The sequence below is a fragment of the Thermodesulfovibrio sp. Kuro-1 genome (genome assembly GCF_006538445.1).
GTDB lineage: Bacteria > Nitrospirota > Thermodesulfovibrionia > Thermodesulfovibrionales > Thermodesulfovibrionaceae > Thermodesulfovibrio > Thermodesulfovibrio yellowstonii.
Genome location: NZ_BJKS01000005.1, coordinates 1 through 20,560 on the forward strand (window position 1 = coordinate 1; position 20,560 = coordinate 20,560).

Here is a 20,560-nt window from a genome sequence, read left to right on the forward strand (position 1 = left end):
TACTTGGGCAGATACTGAGCAAAGCACAAGAACTTCAGTCAATGATACAGCAGATAGCATCTGCAACAGAGGAGATGTCTTCAGTAACAGACCATATAACACAGGATATAGGAAGCATAGCAGAGGGAATAAAGGAAATCACAATTACTGTAGAACAAACTGCCAAAACTGCATCTGATATTAAAAAACTTGGAAAAGATTTAAATATTGCAATAGGTATTCATAAAGCTAAAAAGGAGGAAGAAAAATGATTAAAAATTTCAATGTAAAAAAAGTTTTTCAGGGTAGACTTTTTAAAGGAGAAGAAATCATCTCTGGACTCAATAAGTTTTTAAAAAAAAATTCTATAAAAGCTGGATTGGTAAACGGAATAGGTGCTGTAACAAGGGTTAAAATTGGGTATTACGACCAGAGTGAAAAAAAATATATTTCTCATGATTTTAATGAACCTATGGAGATACTATCTCTAAAAGGGAATATTTCACTGAAAGATGGAGAAGCTTTCCCACATATTCATATTGTTCTGTCAAAAAAGGACTTCTCATGCATTGGTGGACATCTCTATGAAGCGGAAGTTTTTGCTTTTGAGTTTGAGATAATAGAATTTGAAGGTAATTATTTTGAAAGAGGATTTGACGAGGAAACAGGATTATTTTTATGGAAAAGTTAACTCAGCATTTCTTCAAGAGTTACTCCAACGCATTCAGCTAAAACCTGAGCATTGTATCCGCCTTCAAGAACGAATATCTTAGGAGCATAGGAAGACTTGAGAATGCTTCTTATAATGCTTCTTACCCCCTCTGTTGTCACATTTATGTAACTCATGGGGTCATCTTTATGCATATCATATCCTGCTGATACAAGAATAAGTTCTGGTTTAACTTCTCTTATTTTCTGAGGCATTATATCCTGAAAAACTGTCAAATATTCTTTTGTGCCTGAACCTGACCTTAATGGAACATTATATGTACATCCTTCTCCTGCACCTCTTCCCATTTCAAGTTCTCTACCCGTCCCTGGATAAAATGGGAATTGATGAGAGCTAAAATAAAAAACAGAACAATCATCCTCAAATATATGTTGAGTTCCATTTCCGTGATGCACATCAATGTCAACGATAAAAATCTTTTTAAATCCCTTTGTTTTTGCATAGGCAGCACCAACAGCAATATTATTAAAAATACAAAATCCCATAGCACTGTCTATTTCAGCATGATGTCCAGGAGGTCTAACTGCGCAGAAAGCTCCATCAAAATCTTTATTTAAAACTCCATCCACTGCTTGAAGAACAGCACCTACAGCATAACATGCTACCTCATAAGAATGTTCACTAAGATATGTATCTGGCTCTATATATCCAGCAGGAGAATTTTTAATTTTATCAATATAATGAGGCTCATGGACCAGTGCCAATTCTTTTTCTGTTGCCTTTCTTGGCTTAATATGCAGAAGTTTTCTCCAGATTTCTTTATTTTTAAGGTGGTTTACAATGGCTATTAGCCTTTCCTTTGACTCAGGATGACCTTCTGGTGTTTCATGTTTTAAAAATATATCATCATATATAAATGCAACATTATCCATAAAAAATGATACCCACCTATTGAAGTTAAAGTCAAGCTTAAAGGGGAATCTGTATCTATATCCGAAAATTAATTTCTCTTTACATAAAATTTGTCTTTGAATTGATATGGCATATAGCAACAGCTAAAGCGTCTGCACAGTCATAGGAAATCTTTTTATCAATATGTAAAAAATTATAAACCATGCTTTTAACTTGAACCTTATGCGCTCTTCCATAGCCTGTTAGTGCTTTTTTTATTTCAGTAGAACTATATTCATAAACAGGAATCTCTTTTTGAGCTGCCACTAAAAAAGCTATTGCTCTTGCATATCCAAGAACAAATGAAGAAGTAATCTTTTTGCCAACAAATATTTTTTCTACTGCCATTTCATCAGGAGAATACTTTTCAACCATGCTCAAAAGAATTTCATAAATAGATTTGAGTCTGTAAGGCAGACTGATATCATGGGAAAGATTAATCGTATTAGCATGGATTAATTTCATCTGTTTAGCATCTACAATTCCATATCCAAAATGTCTGCTACCTGGGTCAATGCCTATAACTGTCATTGTTTGAGTTTCTTTTTAGCTGCTGGAATCTCAAATAGTATATCTTCCACAAGTTCACATAAAATATGTCCAAGTGTAATATGAGTTTCCTGAATTCTTGGAGTATCCTCTGATGGAACTGCAAATGCATAGTCAACTTTTGAAATTAATTTTTCACCCTTTTTACTGGTAAATGCTATAGATTTAAGCCCTCTTTTTTTAGCTACCTCAATTGCCTTAATAACATTTCTTGATGAACCAGATGTGCTAATTCCGATTACAATATCTCCAGATTCTCCCAATGCTTTAACCTGCTTTGCAAAAATCTCAGAATAGTCATAATCATTTGCTATTGCCGTAAGCACAGCCATATCTGTATTTAAAGCAATTGCAGGCAATCCAGGTCTTTCTCTTTTAAATCTATTAACAAACTCTGCTGCTATATGAGATGCATCTGTAGCACTACCGCCATTTCCAAAAATCAAAATTTTACCACCTTCATTAAGAGACTTTGCAATAATCTCAGCAACTTCTTTAATTAAACTAATATTTTCTCTAAAAAATTGCTCTTTAACCCTGACTGATTCTTCATAAGCTTTCCTTATTTTGTCTTCTATTTCCATTATCCTTCCCCCTTAAAACATGGATAGAGTTTATCATAAGTTACAAGGATATGCTCTGGAACTACTCGCACATCCTCAAGTATGGTCATAAATCCCACATCTCCTGCCCATCTTGGTACAATGTGCCAGTGAAGATGTTCATTAATACTTGCAGAAGCAACCACTCCTATATTAAGTCCTATATTAAATCCATCTGGATGAAGCACCTTTTTCAAACATTTCAAGCATTTAACAGTAAGAACCATACATTCTGTAAGTTCTTCTACTTTTAGTTCTTCAAGGCTATGCACATGTCTGTAAGGAACAACCATAAGATGTCCTGAACTGTAAGGATATTTATTCATAATAATAAAGGAAAGTTTGCCTCTGTAAAGAATTAAATTATCCCTGTCTTTGTCTTCTTTTGGTTTGTCACAGAATATACATCCTTTTTCTTTATGCCCCAATATGTATTCAATTCTCCATGGCGCCCATAGAACCTTCATCTAAGCCTCCTTAAAGCTTCCTGCGCATCTTCCCATGTAAGCCATTTATCTTTTTTGTTTCTAAGCAAATAAGCTGGATGAAATGTAGGAATAACAGGAATTTGATTGTAGGGGAATACCTTGCCTCGTAGTTTAGATATATGTAAATCTTTAAGCTTCCCATTCATGCCCATTAATGTATAGGTTGCCACTTTACCAAGACTGATAATAACTTGAGGAGATATTATCTCTATCTCTCTTTTTAGATAATCAAAGCATGTAGATATTTCACTTTCAAAAGGATCTCTATTCATTGGAGGATGACATTTAACAGTATTAGTTATATAAACATCTTCTCTCTTAAAACCCATCTTCTCTATAAGGCTTGTTAAAAGTTTCCCTGCTTCCCCAACAAAAGGTCTTCCTTGTAAATCCTCATCAACCCCTGGGGCTTCACCAACAAACATAAGTTTTGCATTAATATTACCTTCTCCGCATACAGGATTTTTTCTTGAGTTACTCAATGGACATTTTTTACATTTCTTAATTTCTTCATTCAAAATCTCCATAAGTGACTTCACGTTTTTAGAGGACTCATTATAATGCAAAGGTGAAGCAGATACACAGTTTTGCCCAAATAATGACTGAATAAACCCCTGAGGCAACTCATTAAATCCAAGAGTTTTATAAAAATTCAGAATCTCAACTATATTATTTATCTCTCTCCCCATCTTAGCTTCTCTCTTAGAACTCTGAAATAATCTCTACCTAAAGGTGCGATAAGATAGGTTTTTTCATTAGCTATTCTACATCTAACCCTATCATTTTTCTGTAAAGGAAGTCCGATTTGCCCATCTATTGTCAAAAATATATCTCTGACATGTGATGATATAATTATATCAATTGTAAAATGGTCAGGGAGAACCAAAGGCCTGACACTGAGAGTATGAGGACATATCGTTGTAAATACTAATCCCTTTAATGTTGGATACAATATAGGTCCTCCTGCTGAAAGATTGTAAGCTGTTGAACCAGTTGGCGTAGATACTATTATACCATCAGCCTTTATTGTTGATACATAAACATCGTTTATAATTAAACCAAAATCTGAAATCTTTGCCATTATACCTTTCCCGATTACAAGGTCATTAAGTCCAAGATATTCATTTATTACCTGTTCATCTCTGAAAATCTGAGCATTTATCATGCTTCTTTCTTCTATTTCATAATGACCTGAAAATATTTGTTCTAAGCTATCAAATAAATCACTTTTTGGAATCTCTGTGATAAATCCAAGCTTTCCCATGTTTATTCCGATTATTGGAATTTTTTTTCCACCAATGAGTCTGGAGGCAGATAACATGGTCCCATCTCCTCCAAGAACTACTACCGCATCAGAATTTTGGATTGCCATTATTTCAGAATGATTAAAACTGGAAAAGATTCCTACAGAGTGAAAAACTATGCATTCAGTGCCTTTATTTTTCAGCCAATCCTGAACTTTAATGGCTGTTTCCAGAGCTGAATTGTCATTTTCCTTATAAAGAATTGAGAGTTTCTTAAACATTTAAATCTCCATCTCAAAAACTCTTGTTGTTTCATCAACTAAATCTATTGTAATCTTTAATGCATTTTCAGGCAACTCATTAATGCTTTGAGCCCATTCTATAACGCACGTGCCGAGTTCAAAATACTCCCATAAATCAATATCTTCTTCTTTTACATTATCAAGCCTGTAAAGGTCAATATGATAAAAATTAGCTTCTGGATAATGAGATACTATTACAAAACTTGAGCTTGCTATATCTTTCTCCTCTATGCCAAATGCTGAAGCAATTCCTTTTGTCAAAACAGTTTTCCCTGTTCCCATCTCTCCGTAAAGAGCTATAACATTAATTCCTTGTTTTTGCACAAAACTTCCTATCATTTTTCCTAAAATTTTTGTTTCCTTTTCAGAGTAAGTAAAAATTTTCATTTTTTTAAGTTCTTATAGACAAAAAGAACAATTCCTATACTTATAGCTGAATCAGCTACATTAAAGGCTGGCCAGTGAAGATTTTTCAGATGAAGGTCTATAAAATCTATAACATACCCATAAATCAGCCTATCAATGATATTCCCTAATGCTCCTGCAATTATAAGAGAATAAATAAACCAGTTTTGAGTGTCTTTGAAATACATATAAACAAGAAACCCTGTAACTACTAAAGCTATAATTATAAAAAATCCTGAACCGAGAAATTTAAACATTCCAAAAGCAGTGCCTGTATTTTCAACATAAACTAAATTTAAAAAAGGTAATAGCTTCACTATTCCATCAGGAGATAGAAATTTAATAGCAAGATATTTTGTAATCTGGTCAATCAAAAGAATTAGAAAAATTGATATAGAAGTTTTATAAAGCTTTAATGACATGATAACATCGCGGGCATAAATCAGGAATTTCAAGTTTTCCAACCATTGGAGAGTAATTCCAACATCTTTGACATTTCTGCCCTTCAGCTTTATCTATAGTAACAGTAAATTCAGTATCCTTAGATTCTAAATCACTCAATTTTACCTGAGAAACAATAAAAAGCGTTGGTAGGAAATCATAATAGGGGCTTAAAAATTTCTTCAATTCCGCATTAACGGAAAGTATTACTTTTGCTTCAAGGGAGTTTCCTATGAATTTTTCCTGCCTTTTAATCTCAAGAGCTTTATTAACTTCATCCCTTATCTCAATCAATTTTTCCCATTTTAACTGTAGTTCTTCATCTATAAAACTTTCTTCTATCTCTGGCATCCTATCTAAGAATACGCTTTCAGTTTTCTTAAATGGAAGATGTTGCCATGCCTCCTCTGCTGTAAATGAAAGAATTGGAGCGATTAACTTAATTAAAGAATCAGCAATATTATATAAAACCCATTGTGCTGCTCTTCTTTCTGGTGAGTCAGATTTAAATGTATAAAGTCTGTCTTTTAAAATATCAAGATAAAAGGCACTCATGTCAGTAACGCAAAAGTTATATATCGCATGAAAGACTTGATGAAATTCAAAATTTTCATATGCAAGCCTTACTTTCCCAATTAATTTTTGAAGTCGCATCATTGCCCATCTGTCTATCTCCAGAAGTTGGTCTGTGTAGTCTTTAGCATCATAATCATAAATATTACCAAGCAGATATCTTAAAGTATTTCTTATCTTTCTATAAGCCTCTGTAAGCCTTTGCAAAATTTCCTGTGAAAGCTTTATATCATCTCTGTAATCTTCTGCTGAAACCCAAAGTCTTACAATATCAGCTCCGTTGGATTTTATAATTTCCTGTGGAGATATTACATTCCCAAGAGATTTTGACATTTTTCTTCCTTGCCCATCAACTGTAAATCCATGAGTAAGAACAATTTTGTAGGGAGCTTTTCCTTTATTACCAAGAGAAGCTATTAAAGAACTTTGAAACCATCCCCTGTGCTGATCACTTCCTTCAAGATACATGTCAGCAGGCCAACTAAGTCTCGGGTCTCTCTCAAGAACTGCTGCATGGCTTACCCCTGAATCAAACCATACATCAAGAATATCTTTTTCTTTATCAAAATCCCTTGAACCACACTCTGGGCATGAGTAATCAGGAAGTAAATCATGAAGATTTAGTTTAAACCATACATCAGAACCTTCTTTTTCAACAAAAGCATATATTTTATCAAAGAGTTCTTCCTCTTTAATTATACTTCCACATTTTTTACAAACAAATAAAGTAATCGGCACTCCCCATGCTCTCTGACGGGAAAGACACCAATCAGGTCTTCTCTCCACCATTGAGTAAATTCTCTCTCTACCCCATGAAGGAATCCATCTTACTTTATCTATTTCCTGAAGAGCACGATGGCGAAGGTCTTTATGACTCATTGAAATAAACCACTGAGTTGTTGCTCTGAAAATTATAGGTTTTTTACATCTCCAGCAATGCGGATAAGAATGGGTAATTTTCCCTTCCCAGATTAATGAGCCATTTTCTTTCATATGCTCTATTATTGCTTTATTTGCTTTAAAAACATTTTCTCCCGCAAAATAAGGAACATCCTCTGTAAATCTGCCTTTATCATCAACAGGTGCATAAATATCAAAACCATATTTTAATCCAACCTCATAGTCTTCATCTCCATGTCCAGGTGCTATATGGACTACTCCTGTGCCTTCACCTGTTTCAACAAAATCAGCAACCACGACTTTTGATACTCTGTCAATAAATGGATGTTTAGCTTTTATGCCTTCAAGTTTTGAACCTTTGATCTCAAACAATGGTGTTTCATCAATATCAATTTTGTCTTTTAAGTTTTTAATTGCTTCCTTAACTATTACAAGTATTCCCTTTGAACTTTTAACTCCGACATAATCAAAATCTGGATGAACAGCTAATGCTAAATTTGCAGGTAATGTCCAGGGAGTTGTTGTCCATATAACAATATATAAAGGTTCATTTTTAACAGAAAATCTATCTCTATCAATTACTTCAAAGGCAACAAATATTGAAGGAGATTCCTTATCAGCATACTCAACTTCTGCATCAGCTAAGGCTGTTACACATGAAGGACACCAGTAAACAGGCTTTTTGCCACGATAAACATAACCATTTTTAACAAAACTCAAAAATTCTTTTACTATTGTAGCTTCGTATTCATTAGACATTGTAATATATGGCTCATCCCAGTAACCAAAGACTCCCAGACGAATAAACTCATCTCTTTGAATATTGATAAATTTTTCTGCATATTCTCTACAGAGTTGTCTTTTCTTAAAAATATCAATATTTTCTTTTTCTTTACCGAGTGATTTATCTACCTGTAGCTCAATAGGAAGACCATGACAATCCCAGCCTGGAACAAAGGGGCTGTATTGACCAAGCATTGAATGGTATTTAACAATTATATCTTTGAGAATTTTATTCAAAGCATGACCAATATGTATATGTCCGTTAGCATAGGGCGGTCCATCGTGAAGTATAAAGCATTTCCCACCAAGAGATTTATTCTTGTTCTCAAGATTTTCATATACCCTGTGTTCTTTCCAGAACTTCAAAATAGCAGGTTCCCTTTCAGCAAGATTTGCCTTCATAGGAAATCCTGTCTGAGGTAAGTTAAGGGTATCTTTGTAATCCTGAGACATAAATAAAAGAATACCACAATATTTTTTTAAAATTCAAATTTAAAGCTTCTAATGCTTAATAAAGTGAAAACTATATAATGTATGTGTTATAATTCTAAAAATTTTATAACAATTTCTCGGAGGTGTAAGGATGAAAATTTATTACGATACTGATGTAAATACTGATATTCTTAAGGGCAAAAAAATTGCAATAATCGGTTACGGCAGTCAAGGCCATGCCCATGCTAATAATCTTAAAGACAGCGGTTTTGATGTTATAGTAGGCGTGAGAAAAGGAAAAAGCTGGGAAAAGGCTGAAAATGCAGGGCTTACAGTAATGACAGTTGCTGATGCTTCAAAAATGGCAGATATCATAATGATTCTTACGCCAGATGAACTTCAGGCAGATTTGTATAAAAATGAGATAGAGCCGAATATAAAAAAAGGCGCTTTTCTTGCTTTTGCTCATGGATTTAATATTCATTTTGGACAGATTGTGCCTTCTTCAGATATCAATATATTCATGGTTGCACCAAAAGGACCAGGACATCTTGTAAGAAGTGAATATCTAAAAGGTATGGGAGTTCCTTGTCTAATGGCAGTTCATCAGGATCCATCAGGCATAACCAAAGATGTTGCCCTTGCCTATGCAGTAGGAATTGGTGGTGGTAGAGCAGGAATTATTGAGACAACATTTAAAGATGAGACAGAAACAGACCTTTTTGGCGAGCAAGTTGTTCTTTGCGGTGGATTAACAGCTCTTATCACAGCAGCTTATGAAACACTGGTTGAGGCAGGATATCCACCAGAGCTTGCTTATTTTGAGTGTCTCCATGAAGTAAAATTAATTGCTGACCTTATATATGAAGGTGGAATTTCTACTATGCGTTATTCAATTAGTAATACTGCTCAATACGGAGACCTTACAAGAGGTCCAAGAGTCATTAATAGCTCTGTAAAGGCTGAAATGAAAAAAATTCTTAATGAAATCCAAAGCGGTCAATTTGCTAAAGAATGGATTCTTGAATGCAAAGTAGGAAAACCAACCTTCAATGCTCTTACAAAGCAAGGGGAGGAACATCCAATTGAAAAAGTAGGAGAAAAGCTAAGAGCCATGATGCCGTGGCTTAAAAGTTCAAAGCTTGTGGATAAATCTAAAGCATGATTAGAAAAGAAGGATTACCTTATATAGGAGGAGCTTTATTTTTAAGCTCCTTTTTCTACTTATTATGGCTTGAGCCTGTAGCAATAGCTTTTGCGATTCTCAGCCTATTCTTTCTTTATTTTTTCCGTGATCCGGAAAGGACACCACCTGCGGACCCAAATGTAGTGGTTTCTCCAGCAGATGGAAAAGTAATATCAATAAAACAACATGGAGAGAGTTTTTGCGATAAAGGTCATACTGAAATAAGTATTTTCATGTCTCCCTTTGATGTGCATGTAAATAGAGCACCCTTTGATGGAATTGTTAAAGAAGTGGTTTACACACCCGGAAAATTTTTTTCAGCATTTAAAGAAAAAGCTTACAGAGAAAATGAAAATATAAAAATAACTATTCAAACTCAACACGGCAATATAGTTGTAAGACAAGTTGCTGGTTTTGTTGCAAGGAGAGCTGTCTGCTGGATTAAAGAAGGAGACAGTCTCAATAAAGGCGAAAGATTCGGTATGATTAAATTTAGTTCCAGGGTTGATATATGTTTACCTTCCTTTTTCAAAATTAATGTTAAGGTGGGAGACAAAGTTAAAGCAGGCAAAAACATTATTGCATCTATTTAAAAAACATGATAAAAGTGAGAAAAAAGAAAATAAGAGATCCTGATAGAAAACCAGCCAAAGGTGTTTATATCCTACCCAATGCTTTAACTCTTTGTGGAATGTTTTTTGGCTTTTATGCGATTATTTCAGCAATAAATGGAAAGTTTATTTATGCTGCATGGGCTATAATCCTTGCAAACATATTTGACGGACTTGACGGTTGGGTAGCAAGACTTACAAGAACAACAACACGCTTCGGTGTAGAGCTTGATTCTCTTTCTGATCTTGTAGCATTCGGAGTAGCGCCTTCTATTCTTATATATAAATGGGCATTGTTTGATTTTGGCAGAGTTGGTTTTGCCATAGCTTTTTTATTTGCTGCATGCGGTGCTTTAAGATTGGCAAGATTTAATATTCAGTCAGGAGGAGGAATAAAATCTTTTAAAGGCTTACCCATTCCTGGTGCTGCAACAATGATTGCTGCTACAGTTATTTTCTGTCAGGACATACTGAATTTTACTCCTCAAAAAAATATATTTTTCCCTGCTTTGACTTTTTTATTATCTTTTATGATGGTTAGTAATCTTAAATTTCATGGACTTAAAGAAGTTGATTTTAAGGAAAAAAAACCTTTTTGGATACTTTTGTTTTTTATTCTTTTAATCTTCTTCATAGTAATTCATCCACAGATTGCAATATTTACACTTGCCAGCATTTACGTATTATCAGGTATAATTGAAAATATAATAATTTTAATTAAAAAAAGAAAACAAAAACCTGAGGTGCAAGATGAGAAGAATAAAAATATTTGATACTACCCTTAGAGATGGAGAACAGTCTCCCGGAGCATCAATGAATGTTGATGAAAAAATTCAAGTGGCAAAACAGCTTAAAAAACTTGGGGTTGACATAATAGAAGCAGGATTTCCTATAGCATCTCCAGGAGATTTTGAAGCAGTCAATAGAATTTCAAAAGAAGTTAAGGGTATTGTAGTTGCAGGACTCTGTAGAGCCCGGGATGAAGACATTGAAAGAGCTGCTGAGGCTTTGAAACCTGCAGAACAGAAAAGAATACATACTTTTATTGCCACCTCAGATATACATCTTAAATATAAACTCAGAATGGACAGAGACCAAGTAATTCAGGCTGCGGTTAAAGCTGTTAAAAAAGCAAAACAGTACACTGATGACGTTGAGTTTTCAGCTGAAGATGCAACTCGGTCAGATTGGGACTATCTCTGCAAAGTAACTGAAGAAGTAATAAAAGCAGGTGCTACAACTGTAAATATACCAGATACAGTGGGATACACAATTCCACAGGAATATGGAGAACTTATTGAGTATCTTATGAATAAAGTCCCCAATATAGACAAAGCCACAATAAGTGTTCACTGTCATAATGATCTCGGACTTGCTGTTGCAAACTCACTTACTGCAATACTTAAAGGTGCAGGACAGGTTGAATGCACAATAAATGGCATTGGTGAAAGAGCAGGGAATGCTGCTTTAGAAGAAATAGTTATGGCTTTAAAGGTAAGAAACGACTTTTTCAAAGCTGATACTGGAATTGTAACTCAGGAGATTTATAGAACAAGCAGACTTATAAGTAAAATTACAGGCATGGTTGTTCAGGCTAATAAAGCAATTGTTGGAGCAAATGCCTTTGCCCACGAAGCAGGAATCCATCAGGATGGTGTGCTAAAGGAAAGAACAACCTATGAAATAATGAGACCAGAAGACATAGGAATTCCAAGTTCAAAGATTGTTCTTGGTAAACATTCTGGTAGACATGCATTCAAGAAAAGACTTGAAGAACTTGGATTTAGCTTAACAGAAGAAGAAATAAACAGGGCATTTGAAAGATTTAAAAAGCTTGCTGACCAAAAAAAGTATATATTCAATGAGGACATTGAAGCACTTGTTTCAGATGAAGTTCTAAGAATTGCAGAGGTTTATCAGTTAATAGACCTTGAGGTAGCAAGTGGAACCAAGAAAAAACCAACAGCCACAGTAAAAATGAAAATAAACGGAGATGAAAAGGAAATAACAGTGTCTGGAGATGGTCCTGTTGATTCCGTGTATAGAGCTATCACAGAACTTACAGGTTCAAAGGCGGAACTAAACAAGTTTGAGATAAAAGCAATTACAGGCGGAACAGATGCTCTTGGTGAAGTAACAGTTATTCTTGAAGAAGGAGGACATACTGTAAGAGGACATGGTTCTGACACAGATATAATTGTTGCTTCTGCAAAAGCCTATATTAATGCCCTGAATAAGCTTGCTTTAAAAAATCTGAAGACTTAAGACAAGCTGATAGGCAGACCGCCCTGTTGTTCCATGGATTAAAGCCCATTCTCTGGCTTTTTTGGTCAGTTCTTCAGGATTTAAATCTATCCCAGCAACTGTTGCGTAATGTTTAACAATATCAAGATACTGCTCCTGTGAAAATCTATAAAATCCTATTCTTAAACCAAATCTCTCAATCAATGAAGCGCGCTCTTGAAGGCTGTCTTCGGGAAAAAGCTCATTGTCACTCTGGGATACAGCAGGCATGAGATTTCTCCTGTTTGAAGTAGCATAAATAACAGAATTCTCAGGAATTTCCTCTATACCTCCATCCATGACGATTTTTAAATCTCTGAATTCCTGTTCATTTTCATTGAATGACAGGTCATCTATAAAAATAATAAATCTAAAATCTCTGTGTTCATAGATAATGTCATAAAGATAAGGCATTGTGATAATATCATTTTTTAAAACCTGAATCATTCTTAAAGAAGATTTTTTAAAATAACCAAGCAAACTTCTTATAAGGGTAGTCTTACCTGTTCCTCTTTCTCCCCATAAAAGGACATTATTAACCCTTTTGCCCTCAATAAAAGCTTTTGTATTTGAAAGAAGTAACTCTTTTTGCTTGTCAATTCCAAAAAGTTCTTTGATATCATATTTGGGAAGCCTGTTAACAATTTTCAAGCTTTTTTCTTTACCATTCCAAATAAATGCTTGATGTTGAACAAACATGTATCTATTATAACATCCTGTGAGGAAGTTTCATTAATTGAAATTTGTAAAGCGTAGACCTTTCATGCTCTATAAGCCACTTTTTTATTTCTATTCCAAGACTGTATCCACCCAATGTTCCATCTGACTTAATCACCCTATGACAGGGAATAATGATTGGCAAAGGATTTCGCTTTAAAGCCTGTCCAATAGCTATTGGCGATGTATTAAGCTTTTTCGCAAGCCAATTATATGTAACAGTTTGCCCGTATGGAATTTCACAAGTTACTTCAAGAACTTTTTTATCAAACTCTGAGATATTTTGGATATTGACAGGATAGTTAAACTCTAAGAGTTCACCTTTAAAATATGAATTCAACTGCTTAACAAAATTTAATGCAAATTCAGGAATAGTTGCATTTTTATTGGAGTCTGTTATGAATATTTTTTTTACTGACAAAAAAGAGTCAAAGACAATTCCAAGTAATCCAATAGGAGTCATCACACATGCAAAATACATTTTCTATTATAACAGAATGAGAAATGAGATAAGTTGACCTTTTAACACGCTTTTTTGTATCCTATTTTTGTGGGCCGTTAGCTCAGCTGGTAGAGCAGCTGACTCTTAATCAGCGGGTCGCAGGTTCGAATCCTGCACGGCTCACTTAATTGATAAAATCTTTATTAAAAATGCTCCTTTCCCTTTAGGGCAATATTTTATCTACATTTTAGTCTCTATTTTCAGTAACTTTCGCGCAGATGAAGAAGACTCGAGGCAGGATTCTTCGCTATCAATCAGAAAAAGATGGTACTATGTTTTATCAATAAAAAACCTCTACACCATCTGGAATCCTGTCTCCAACTCCTAAAACTGCTACAAGTGAGTTGTTTGGCAAGGGATATATTCTTACATCATCGTATCTTGAGTGTATTAACTTTAGTATTTCTGCTTTCATCTCTTTTAACTCAACATCAGTTAAAATACAATAAAATACTGAATACTGAATATGAAAACCTTTTCCTTTCATAAATCTGTAAACTCTATTAAGTCTGCCTTCATCTGATATGTCATAACATACAAGATAAGGCAATCTCATGTGGATATACTCCTTAGAAAAGAAAGTATTTGAGCTATTGACGAATTAAGTTCTTGCTCAATGTCATCTTTCTTCTTCTCAAATTTATCTATCAGAAACCTGAGTCTATCATAGTTCAAATCTGGATTTTTTATAAAATCAATATTCGCTCCGTCAGCATAAAAAAATTGAAAGGTTAAAAAGTCTGCATAGGGTTCATAGATCTGATATATATCAAACACTAAACCATAATTATATCCCTGATTGATTACTCCTATGTGAGGATCTAATTTGAATTTTATAAGGTTTGAAAGAATTGTTATGATTATTAAATTTTGCATTATCTCTTTTACCCTGCTCCATAGAAAATCGGAGGGTTTGATTTTGTTAATCATTACATTGTAGTTTCTATCTTCTGCCTCTATTGATATAGAGATGTTTTCAAAGAGACTATTTAGGACTTTTTTCTGATTCTGTGCTCTTCTTTCTTTAATCCAATTAATAAAGCTCTCAACAATTTTCTTTGAATCAAGCATCATTATCTGATATTTAGTATAGCTTTTTAATTCACTTGTATTTGGGAGTATTATAGAGGATTCCTCATGTCTGCCTATAATCAAAATTGGTATAAATTTAGAAGAAAAAAGCGTTATTGAAAAGGCATCAATTTCTACATTTCCGTAAATTATGACTTTATCAATATAATCTGCAGGAATTCTTACAGGCGCGGCAAAATTTCTTTCTATTAAAACTGAAGGACCATCTCTGCTTACAGTTGTTCCGTTGCCTTTTTCAACCAGATATAATGTCCTTTTCTTCAAGTATTCTTCTTGCAAATCCTTGCACCTCCCCTCTCCAAATGGTTCTCTGTTGTTGAACCCATTGTTCATAAAGGGGATAAAATTTTTTTCTGCCAGTTTTTTTTAGATATACTCCACCTGACTCTTCATCCTTCATAAAGTCTCTGTTCCCCAAATGTTTTGCCTTAAAAAGTTCATATACAAATCTGTCCACATTAACTCTGAAAAGTTCAACTAAATCACAGGCAAGAGACTCTCTTCCATATTCAAATTGATGATAAAAACCAATTGTAGGGTCAAGTCCAATTAATTGAATTTCTCTCACAATTTCATAATGTAGCAGAGTGTAACAAAGAGAAAGCATAGCATTTACAGGATCTTTTGGTGGACGCTTAATTCTTCTAACGAATTTCAAAGAGTTTGGAAAAATTTTTGAATAGGTAATAAAGTAAATTGAAGAAGCAGCACCTTCTATACCTCTTAAGGAATCTATTGATATGGGTGTTACTTCAATGTTTGATATAGCTTTATTAAGTATTTCAATTGCTCTATCTGCCTGCATAGCCAAAGCTTTTTTTATCTCCCTGATTTCAGAGAGAAAATCCCTTTGAGAGACTATTTTTCTTTTTATTAGCTCTTTTGCAAACTTTAAAGAAAAACCAGAAAGAGATTTTTGATACTGCTTAACTCTCAACAATCCGTTGTTGTGGAGTGGACCATTTAATATACCACTATATTTAAGTTTGCCAGTAAGAAAAAGCACAGTAATTCCGTGATTTACCAGTTTATACAAAACCGAGGTCTCAATCTTAACATTTCCTACTATAACCACTCTCTTTAAAGGTGACAAAGGAAGGCTACCGTCTTTCTTGCCTTTCGCATAAAAGCTGATTGAGTTTCCATCAACTCTTATCTCTATATCTTTTCTGTCTATAAACACTGTACTCATGACTCTATCCTATGTAAAAATACTCTGGATCAATTGGGGGCACTGCTATGCCAAGTGTAATAACTTTGCTTCTTCCATCAATTCTGAAAATGTGAACTCTATCTTCATTGGGATTAATTAATCGTTTTATTTTGCTAATTATAAATTTTAGTTCTTCTCTTTCAAGAAAGCATTCATAAACAGACTTTTGACCACCCGTGCTGTAACCTTTAAGAAAATATCTTATCTGTCCAAGTCTTCTCGCATCTGTTATATCGTAGGCTATTATGTAAAGTACTCTCATATTTATTGCCTACACATTAAAGGTTACTATGCTTGAGCCTGTTATATCCCTTTTTATATTTATACTATTCGGTATAACCTGTTTAAGTTCTTCAATATGAGATATGAGCCCAACAAGTCTATCCTGTGATTTGAGTTCATTTAATACAGCACATACAGAATCAAGAAGTTCTCTATCAAGGGAGCTAAATCCCTCATCTATAAAAAAGAACTGTATGGCTCTCATTCTTTTGCTCTGAATATAGCTTGAAAGGGCAAGGGCTAAAGCAAAAGAAACTATGAAAGTCTCACCACCAGAAAGAGTATTTACTGAACGCTCTTTGTTATAAAGAAGGTCTGAAACGGTAAATTCAAGATTAGGATTTACGTTGATTGAAAATCTTCTGCCAATGAGAGTTCTGAGGATTCCGTTTGTCAATTTAACGATTTCTTTTAATAACTGCCAGGAAAAAAATTTAACCATCTCTTTCCCATAGGTAAGATTTTTGAGTAGCTTTACATTTTCAAATTCATTTTCCATTAAAGTTATTTCTTTTGAAAGAAGTTGTTTTTCCTTGAGCATATCTTTTTCCTTTCTTATCTGCTCCTTTAGTGTGCCCAATTTTTCATTTGATTGAGCAATTTTGTCGTTTGTTTCAGCAATAAATTTTTCGGTCTCCTGTAATTCATCAGGTTGTATTGCCTTTATGGGAATTTCTTCAAGATTCTTAAGTATGTTATCCAGAGCTCCTTTTGCTTTGTTAAATTCTTTCTCAAATTCTTCCACTGTGTTTTTTAAGGATTTCTTTGTTTCCTCATCAAGAATTATGGCAGCAAGCTCGGATACATCAATTCTCATTTCCTTTGCTTTTAAATCTAAGCTTGCCTTTATCTCTTTCTGCTTTTGTTCGTCTTTTTTGATTCCTTCCGTAATTCTCTCCATTGCAATGAGAGTGTTTTGTTTTTTAATGTCTAAGTCTTTGAGTTCATTTTCAAGTTGTAAACTTCTCTTTTTGATTATCTCAAGTTCTTTTTCTGCTTCTGTTTTGATTTCATAAGAAGTTTTACCCCCTGTCTTTTCATTTAATTTATCTTTCTTTTCCTTTGTATCTTTTTTAATTTCTTCCAGTTCCTTATGTGTTTGCTGAATCTTTGTGAAAATCTCAACTCTTTTTTGAGTTACATCATTTTTGAGTTTCATCTTTTCATGAAATTCGCTGTTTAGATAATTTAACTCTTTCATTACTTCATCATTTTTCTTTTTCTTGTTCTTAATTTGTTCAAATAATTGTTCAGCATTAGCCCAGAGTTTCACCGAAATAATCTGAGAAAGTTCATGCTCAGCCTTTGTTAGTTTGGATTTTTTGTCTGAAATCTCTTTAGCATAGGTTTCAATATTTGTCTTTGAAATAAACACCTTTTCCATTAAGGGTTTTATTTTTGCTTTAACGTCCTCAATTTTAAATATGTTTTCATCCACTTCTTTGAGTTTTTCTTCCCTCAGTGCAATATTTTTATCATCTATACTCTCTGCTGGTTTTGGATGTTCAGTGCTTCCGCACACGGGACAAGGTTTCCCCTCCAACAATGTTTTGCTTAAGGTAAACGCCAGATTCTTAACTTTAAACTCATCAAGCTCTCTTAAAAGCTTATCCTTTAACTCTTTGATTTCTTCGGTTTTTGCGACTATGACCGAATCAATCTCCTCATAAGTAGCTATCGTTAAATTAAATCTATCCCTAAACTCTTTCTGAATTTGGGCAAAGCTTTCTTCCCACTTTTTTCTTTCTCTTTCAGTTTTTTTGATTAATATCTCAATTTCTTCTTTAAGATTTTTTATCTCATTTAGTTTTAATAAAGCATTTGGAAGCAAATCATAGAGCCTTAATTCTTCATCATTCAATTGAGTGTTCTCAAAAAGAGCTTTATTTTTTTCAATATTTTTCATTAATTGAGTAGTTTCAGTGTCAATTCTTTTCAACTGTTCATCAACTTCTTTAAACTCAAGATTAAGCTTTTTCATCTCTTTTGCTCTCTGCTGCTCTTTATCTAAAAGACTTTTAATCTCTTGTTCAAGCTCAACCAATTGCTCACTTTCTTTGATTTTTCCTATTAACTCTTCATTTCTCTGAGAAAAAAACTTTTCAAATTCTTCCTTTTGTTCTCTTTGTTTTTCAAACCTGCTTTCAATGATTTTTAATTCTCTGGCAAGTTCTTCATGTTTTTGTTTATTAGCCTCTATTGATTTTTTAAGATTTTTTAATTCTTCAAATGATTTTTTATACGGAGCAAGTTCATCATCCATCTGAATTTTATTTTTTAAGCTCTCTATTTCTATCTTTTTTGTTTCCATTTTTTGGAGTTCTCTCTCAAGTTCTTTCTTTTTATCGCTAAGTTGTTTGAAATTTCTAAGAATATTAAGCTTTTCCATCAATTCTTTCTGTTTTTGTCTTAGTTCGCCGAGAGCCTTTGTTATCTCATCAACCTCTCTTTCTTTGTTAATAATGCTTTCCTGTGAAATTTCAGAAAGTTCATTGAGTCTTCTTTGTTTGTCTTGAATCGTTGACTCAAGTTTTAAAAATTTTTCTGAAAACTTGCTATATAGAGGCTCACCAAAGTAGTTTAGGTCAAATAAGTTACCTATTAGTTCAGCTCTCTTGGCAGGTTCAAGCCGTAAAAGTTCCGCAAACTGATTTTGTGGAAGAATCACGACTTTACAAAATTCTTCATAGGAGAGCCCTATTATTTCCTTTATTTTTTCATTAAATTCGTTTGATTTTTCTGCAATAGGGATTTCTTTGTCTTCTTCAAGCCTGTAAAGCCTTATTTTGGTCTCCCTTTGGTCTATACCCCTTTGGATTTTAAATCTTCTTCTCCCGATTTCAAAGGTAAACTCAATATTAATTACCCCTCTTTGTGGATTTATTGCTTCTTTGATTTTTGTTGAAGCAAGTCTTGGTGTTTTACCGTAAATTGAGAGAATTATTGCATCAAGTATAGTTGATTTACCTCCTCCCGTGATACCGAATATACCGAATAGCTTTGTCCTGTAAAATTTTGTAAAATCAATTTTTACCTCACGGGCATAGCTGTTTAATCCCTCAAAAATTAAGCTAATTGGTAGCATTTTTCACCTCTTCCAATGTTTTTAGAAAAAGACTCAAAATATCCTGAGAAGGTTTTTTGTTTAACTTTGCCCTATAGAATTCTATGAACATCTCTTCTTCATTCAAAGAGTGAAGTTCTGGAATTGAAATTTCTTCTGGAACATCAGGAGCATAAAACTGCCAATTTACCAGTCTATTTCTGTATGCTTTAAGTAATGCATCAATTGAAGCGGTAGTATAAGCATGCGGATTTTTTATTAATACATAATAGTATGCCTCATCCTCTGGTGCATTCTTTACTGCATCTTCAAGAGAATCAAATTCAATCTTTCTTATCTTTGGAATTTTGTTAAATTCTATAAAATCAGGCTTACCGTTTTCCCATACAGAAACTCCCTTTTTATGCTCTATCTCAGCAAGGTCAAAGGGATAGATTGAACCTGAGTAAGTAGCATTTCTTAGTTTTTGATGTCTATGAAGATGCCCGAGAGCTATGTAGTGAGCACTTTTGGGTAAAAAATCTATAGGAATATATTCAATGCCACCAATTTGAAAAATCCTCTCAGAACCAGACTGTTGAGCACCTGCTATAGACAAATGACTCGTCAATATAAAGTAATCACAACTAAATTGTGGCTCAATGGATAGGAGTTCATTGACCTTTTTAAGATATTCATCACCGGCTAATCCTAATCTAACCTCTGAAAGATAGGGCAGACATTTTAATGCTATAACTGTTCCTTCATTTTTTAAGTGTAGTTTTAGAAATGAATTCTCAAGAGCGAGCTTAAAATTTTCATTTTCAAATTCAATATCCTTAGATTCATCAAAGGCTGTGCTCTTTATGAAGATTGAATGTTTACCAGCTATTAAAGGTTTTGATATTTGAAGCTTGTCAGGTGAGTCATGATTGCCAGCGAGAGCAAATACAAAACAGTTTTGCTCGGAAAGCCTTGAAAGAGTTTCATAAAAAATTTTCTCAGCTTCAAAGGAAGGATTGTATGTGTCAAAAATATCACCTGCAATTAATACAATGTCAGGGTTTTCTTTTCTGGTAATATCAACGATTTCGTCCATTATCTGCTTTTGAATTGGTAAAAGCTCAAAGGTGGTCTCTTTGAAAACTTTTCCCAAATGCCAATCAGAAGTATGAAGAATTTTTAAACTCATAGCACACCTCTTTTTATTACTTGTATTCAGAGCTTTTGCCCTTAAGTTAATTATAAACCTCTGAGGAAATTAATTTTTCAAACAGAAACATTGCAGAAATATTGTCAAGGTTGGATTATC

General features: G+C 33.8%; 22 protein-coding genes, 1 tRNA gene and 1 pseudogene. 7 read left to right on the top strand and 17 right to left on the bottom strand.

Features of this window, described 5'->3' with window-relative positions:
- Nucleotides 1-251 (top strand): annotated as a pseudogene (locus tag FLY87_RS07330) (methyl-accepting chemotaxis protein); the annotation flags it as partial.
- Complete coding sequence (locus FLY87_RS07335) at nucleotides 248-670, top strand: PPC domain-containing DNA-binding protein (RefSeq protein WP_028842621.1); 423 nt, start codon at nucleotides 248-250, stop codon at nucleotides 668-670. The pseudogene FLY87_RS07330 and the gene FLY87_RS07335, both read left to right, overlap by 4 nt.
- Here FLY87_RS07335 and FLY87_RS07340 read toward each other — a convergent pair.
- The 9 genes from FLY87_RS07340 to ileS form a co-directional block, all read right to left on the bottom strand.
- Nucleotides 667-1,581 (bottom strand): histone deacetylase, encoded by a 915-nt coding sequence (locus tag FLY87_RS07340; RefSeq protein ID WP_141266729.1) that lies wholly within the window; start codon nucleotides 1,579-1,581, stop codon nucleotides 667-669. The two genes, FLY87_RS07335 and FLY87_RS07340, sit on opposite strands and share 4 nt — an antisense overlap.
- A gap of 79 nt (nucleotides 1,582-1,660) precedes the next feature.
- Nucleotides 1,661-2,131, bottom strand: a complete 471-nt coding sequence (gene ruvC, locus FLY87_RS07345; RefSeq protein ID WP_012545358.1) for a crossover junction endodeoxyribonuclease RuvC — start codon at nucleotides 2,129-2,131, stop codon at nucleotides 1,661-1,663.
- A complete protein-coding gene (locus FLY87_RS07350) occupies nucleotides 2,128-2,733 on the bottom strand; it encodes an SIS domain-containing protein (protein ID WP_012546496.1) in 606 nt (201 codons plus the stop codon). The genes ruvC and FLY87_RS07350 overlap by 4 nt, the downstream gene beginning before the upstream one ends.
- Nucleotides 2,733-3,218 (bottom strand): HIT domain-containing protein, encoded by a 486-nt coding sequence (locus tag FLY87_RS07355; protein WP_141266731.1) that lies wholly within the window; start codon nucleotides 3,216-3,218, stop codon nucleotides 2,733-2,735. The genes FLY87_RS07350 and FLY87_RS07355 overlap by 1 nt, the downstream gene beginning before the upstream one ends.
- Nucleotides 3,215-3,928, bottom strand: a complete 714-nt coding sequence (locus FLY87_RS07360) for a uracil-DNA glycosylase (protein ID WP_012545862.1) — start codon at nucleotides 3,926-3,928, stop codon at nucleotides 3,215-3,217. Before FLY87_RS07360 ends, FLY87_RS07355 begins: the two co-directional genes overlap by 4 nt.
- A complete protein-coding gene (locus FLY87_RS07365; protein WP_012546443.1) occupies nucleotides 3,913-4,764 on the bottom strand; it encodes an NAD(+)/NADH kinase in 852 nt (283 codons plus the stop codon). The genes FLY87_RS07360 and FLY87_RS07365 overlap by 16 nt, the downstream gene beginning before the upstream one ends.
- Nucleotides 4,765-5,172 carry a tRNA (adenosine(37)-N6)-threonylcarbamoyltransferase complex ATPase subunit type 1 TsaE gene (gene tsaE / locus FLY87_RS07370; RefSeq protein WP_012545586.1) on the bottom strand — a complete coding sequence of 136 codons (408 nt, stop codon included), beginning with the start codon at nucleotides 5,170-5,172 and terminating at the stop codon, nucleotides 4,765-4,767. It lies immediately after the preceding gene.
- On the bottom strand, nucleotides 5,169-5,612 hold the full coding sequence (lspA, locus tag FLY87_RS07375; RefSeq protein WP_012546319.1) for a signal peptidase II: 444 nt from the start codon (nucleotides 5,610-5,612) through the stop codon (nucleotides 5,169-5,171). The genes tsaE and lspA overlap by 4 nt, the downstream gene beginning before the upstream one ends.
- Nucleotides 5,593-8,340, bottom strand: coding sequence for an isoleucine--tRNA ligase (gene ileS, locus FLY87_RS07380; protein ID WP_141266732.1), 2,748 nt, complete (start codon nucleotides 8,338-8,340; stop codon nucleotides 5,593-5,595). Before ileS ends, lspA begins: the two co-directional genes overlap by 20 nt.
- 130 nt (nucleotides 8,341-8,470) lie before the next feature.
- Here ileS and ilvC point away from each other — a divergent pair, with 130 nt between their 5' ends.
- Genes ilvC through FLY87_RS07400 form a run of 4 tightly spaced genes read left to right on the top strand, consistent with a single transcriptional unit; the run spans nucleotide 8,471 to nucleotide 12,381 of the window.
- Nucleotides 8,471-9,484 (top strand): ketol-acid reductoisomerase, encoded by a 1,014-nt coding sequence (gene ilvC, locus FLY87_RS07385; RefSeq protein WP_012545824.1) that lies wholly within the window; start codon nucleotides 8,471-8,473, stop codon nucleotides 9,482-9,484.
- Entirely contained in the window at nucleotides 9,481-10,098 is a 618-nt protein-coding gene (locus tag FLY87_RS07390; protein WP_028842624.1) for a phosphatidylserine decarboxylase family protein, read from the top strand. The genes ilvC and FLY87_RS07390 overlap by 4 nt, the downstream gene beginning before the upstream one ends.
- Nucleotides 10,099-10,112: 14 nt before the next feature.
- Complete coding sequence (gene pssA / locus FLY87_RS07395; protein ID WP_200855677.1) at nucleotides 10,113-10,889, top strand: CDP-diacylglycerol--serine O-phosphatidyltransferase; 777 nt, start codon at nucleotides 10,113-10,115, stop codon at nucleotides 10,887-10,889.
- Nucleotides 10,867-12,381 (top strand): 2-isopropylmalate synthase, encoded by a 1,515-nt coding sequence (locus FLY87_RS07400; RefSeq protein ID WP_012546793.1) that lies wholly within the window; start codon nucleotides 10,867-10,869, stop codon nucleotides 12,379-12,381. The genes pssA and FLY87_RS07400 overlap by 23 nt, the downstream gene beginning before the upstream one ends.
- Here FLY87_RS07400 and FLY87_RS07405 read toward each other — a convergent pair.
- Entirely contained in the window at nucleotides 12,361-13,098 is a 738-nt protein-coding gene (locus tag FLY87_RS07405; RefSeq protein ID WP_028842625.1) for an ATP-binding protein, read from the bottom strand. The two genes, FLY87_RS07400 and FLY87_RS07405, sit on opposite strands and share 21 nt — an antisense overlap.
- A 7-nt stretch (nucleotides 13,099-13,105) precedes the next feature.
- Nucleotides 13,106-13,579, bottom strand: coding sequence for a methylated-DNA--[protein]-cysteine S-methyltransferase (locus FLY87_RS07410; RefSeq protein ID WP_051345863.1), 474 nt, complete (start codon nucleotides 13,577-13,579; stop codon nucleotides 13,106-13,108).
- Between the two features lie 89 nt (nucleotides 13,580-13,668).
- Between FLY87_RS07410 and FLY87_RS07415 the strand changes: the two genes are divergently transcribed.
- Nucleotides 13,669-13,741: transfer RNA gene (locus FLY87_RS07415), tRNA-Lys, on the top strand.
- Nucleotides 13,742-13,898: 157 nt separating this feature from the next.
- Here FLY87_RS07415 and cas2 (FLY87_RS07420) read toward each other — a convergent pair.
- From cas2 (FLY87_RS07420) to FLY87_RS07445, 6 genes are read right to left on the bottom strand one after another with little or no spacing between them, the layout of a single operon-like run.
- Entirely contained in the window at nucleotides 13,899-14,174 is a 276-nt protein-coding gene (gene cas2 / locus FLY87_RS07420; protein ID WP_012546007.1) for a CRISPR-associated endonuclease Cas2, read from the bottom strand.
- Nucleotides 14,171-14,989 carry a CRISPR-associated endonuclease Cas1 gene (locus FLY87_RS07425; protein ID WP_012546877.1) on the bottom strand — a complete coding sequence of 273 codons (819 nt, stop codon included), beginning with the start codon at nucleotides 14,987-14,989 and terminating at the stop codon, nucleotides 14,171-14,173. The genes cas2 (FLY87_RS07420) and FLY87_RS07425 overlap by 4 nt, the downstream gene beginning before the upstream one ends.
- On the bottom strand, nucleotides 14,946-15,902 hold the full coding sequence (cas1, locus tag FLY87_RS07430; protein WP_012546247.1) for a CRISPR-associated endonuclease Cas1: 957 nt from the start codon (nucleotides 15,900-15,902) through the stop codon (nucleotides 14,946-14,948). Before cas1 ends, FLY87_RS07425 begins: the two co-directional genes overlap by 44 nt.
- Before the next feature lie 4 nt (nucleotides 15,903-15,906).
- Nucleotides 15,907-16,185: a CRISPR-associated endonuclease Cas2 gene (gene cas2, locus FLY87_RS07435; protein WP_012545199.1), complete on the bottom strand. Its 279-nt coding sequence runs from the start codon at nucleotides 16,183-16,185 to the stop codon at nucleotides 15,907-15,909.
- A 9-nt stretch (nucleotides 16,186-16,194) separates the two neighbouring features.
- A complete protein-coding gene (locus tag FLY87_RS07440) occupies nucleotides 16,195-19,290 on the bottom strand; it encodes an AAA family ATPase (protein WP_141266733.1) in 3,096 nt (1,031 codons plus the stop codon).
- Nucleotides 19,277-20,440 (bottom strand): DNA repair exonuclease, encoded by a 1,164-nt coding sequence (locus FLY87_RS07445; protein ID WP_141266734.1) that lies wholly within the window; start codon nucleotides 20,438-20,440, stop codon nucleotides 19,277-19,279. The genes FLY87_RS07440 and FLY87_RS07445 overlap by 14 nt, the downstream gene beginning before the upstream one ends.
- Nucleotides 20,441-20,560: the final 120 nt, after the last annotated feature.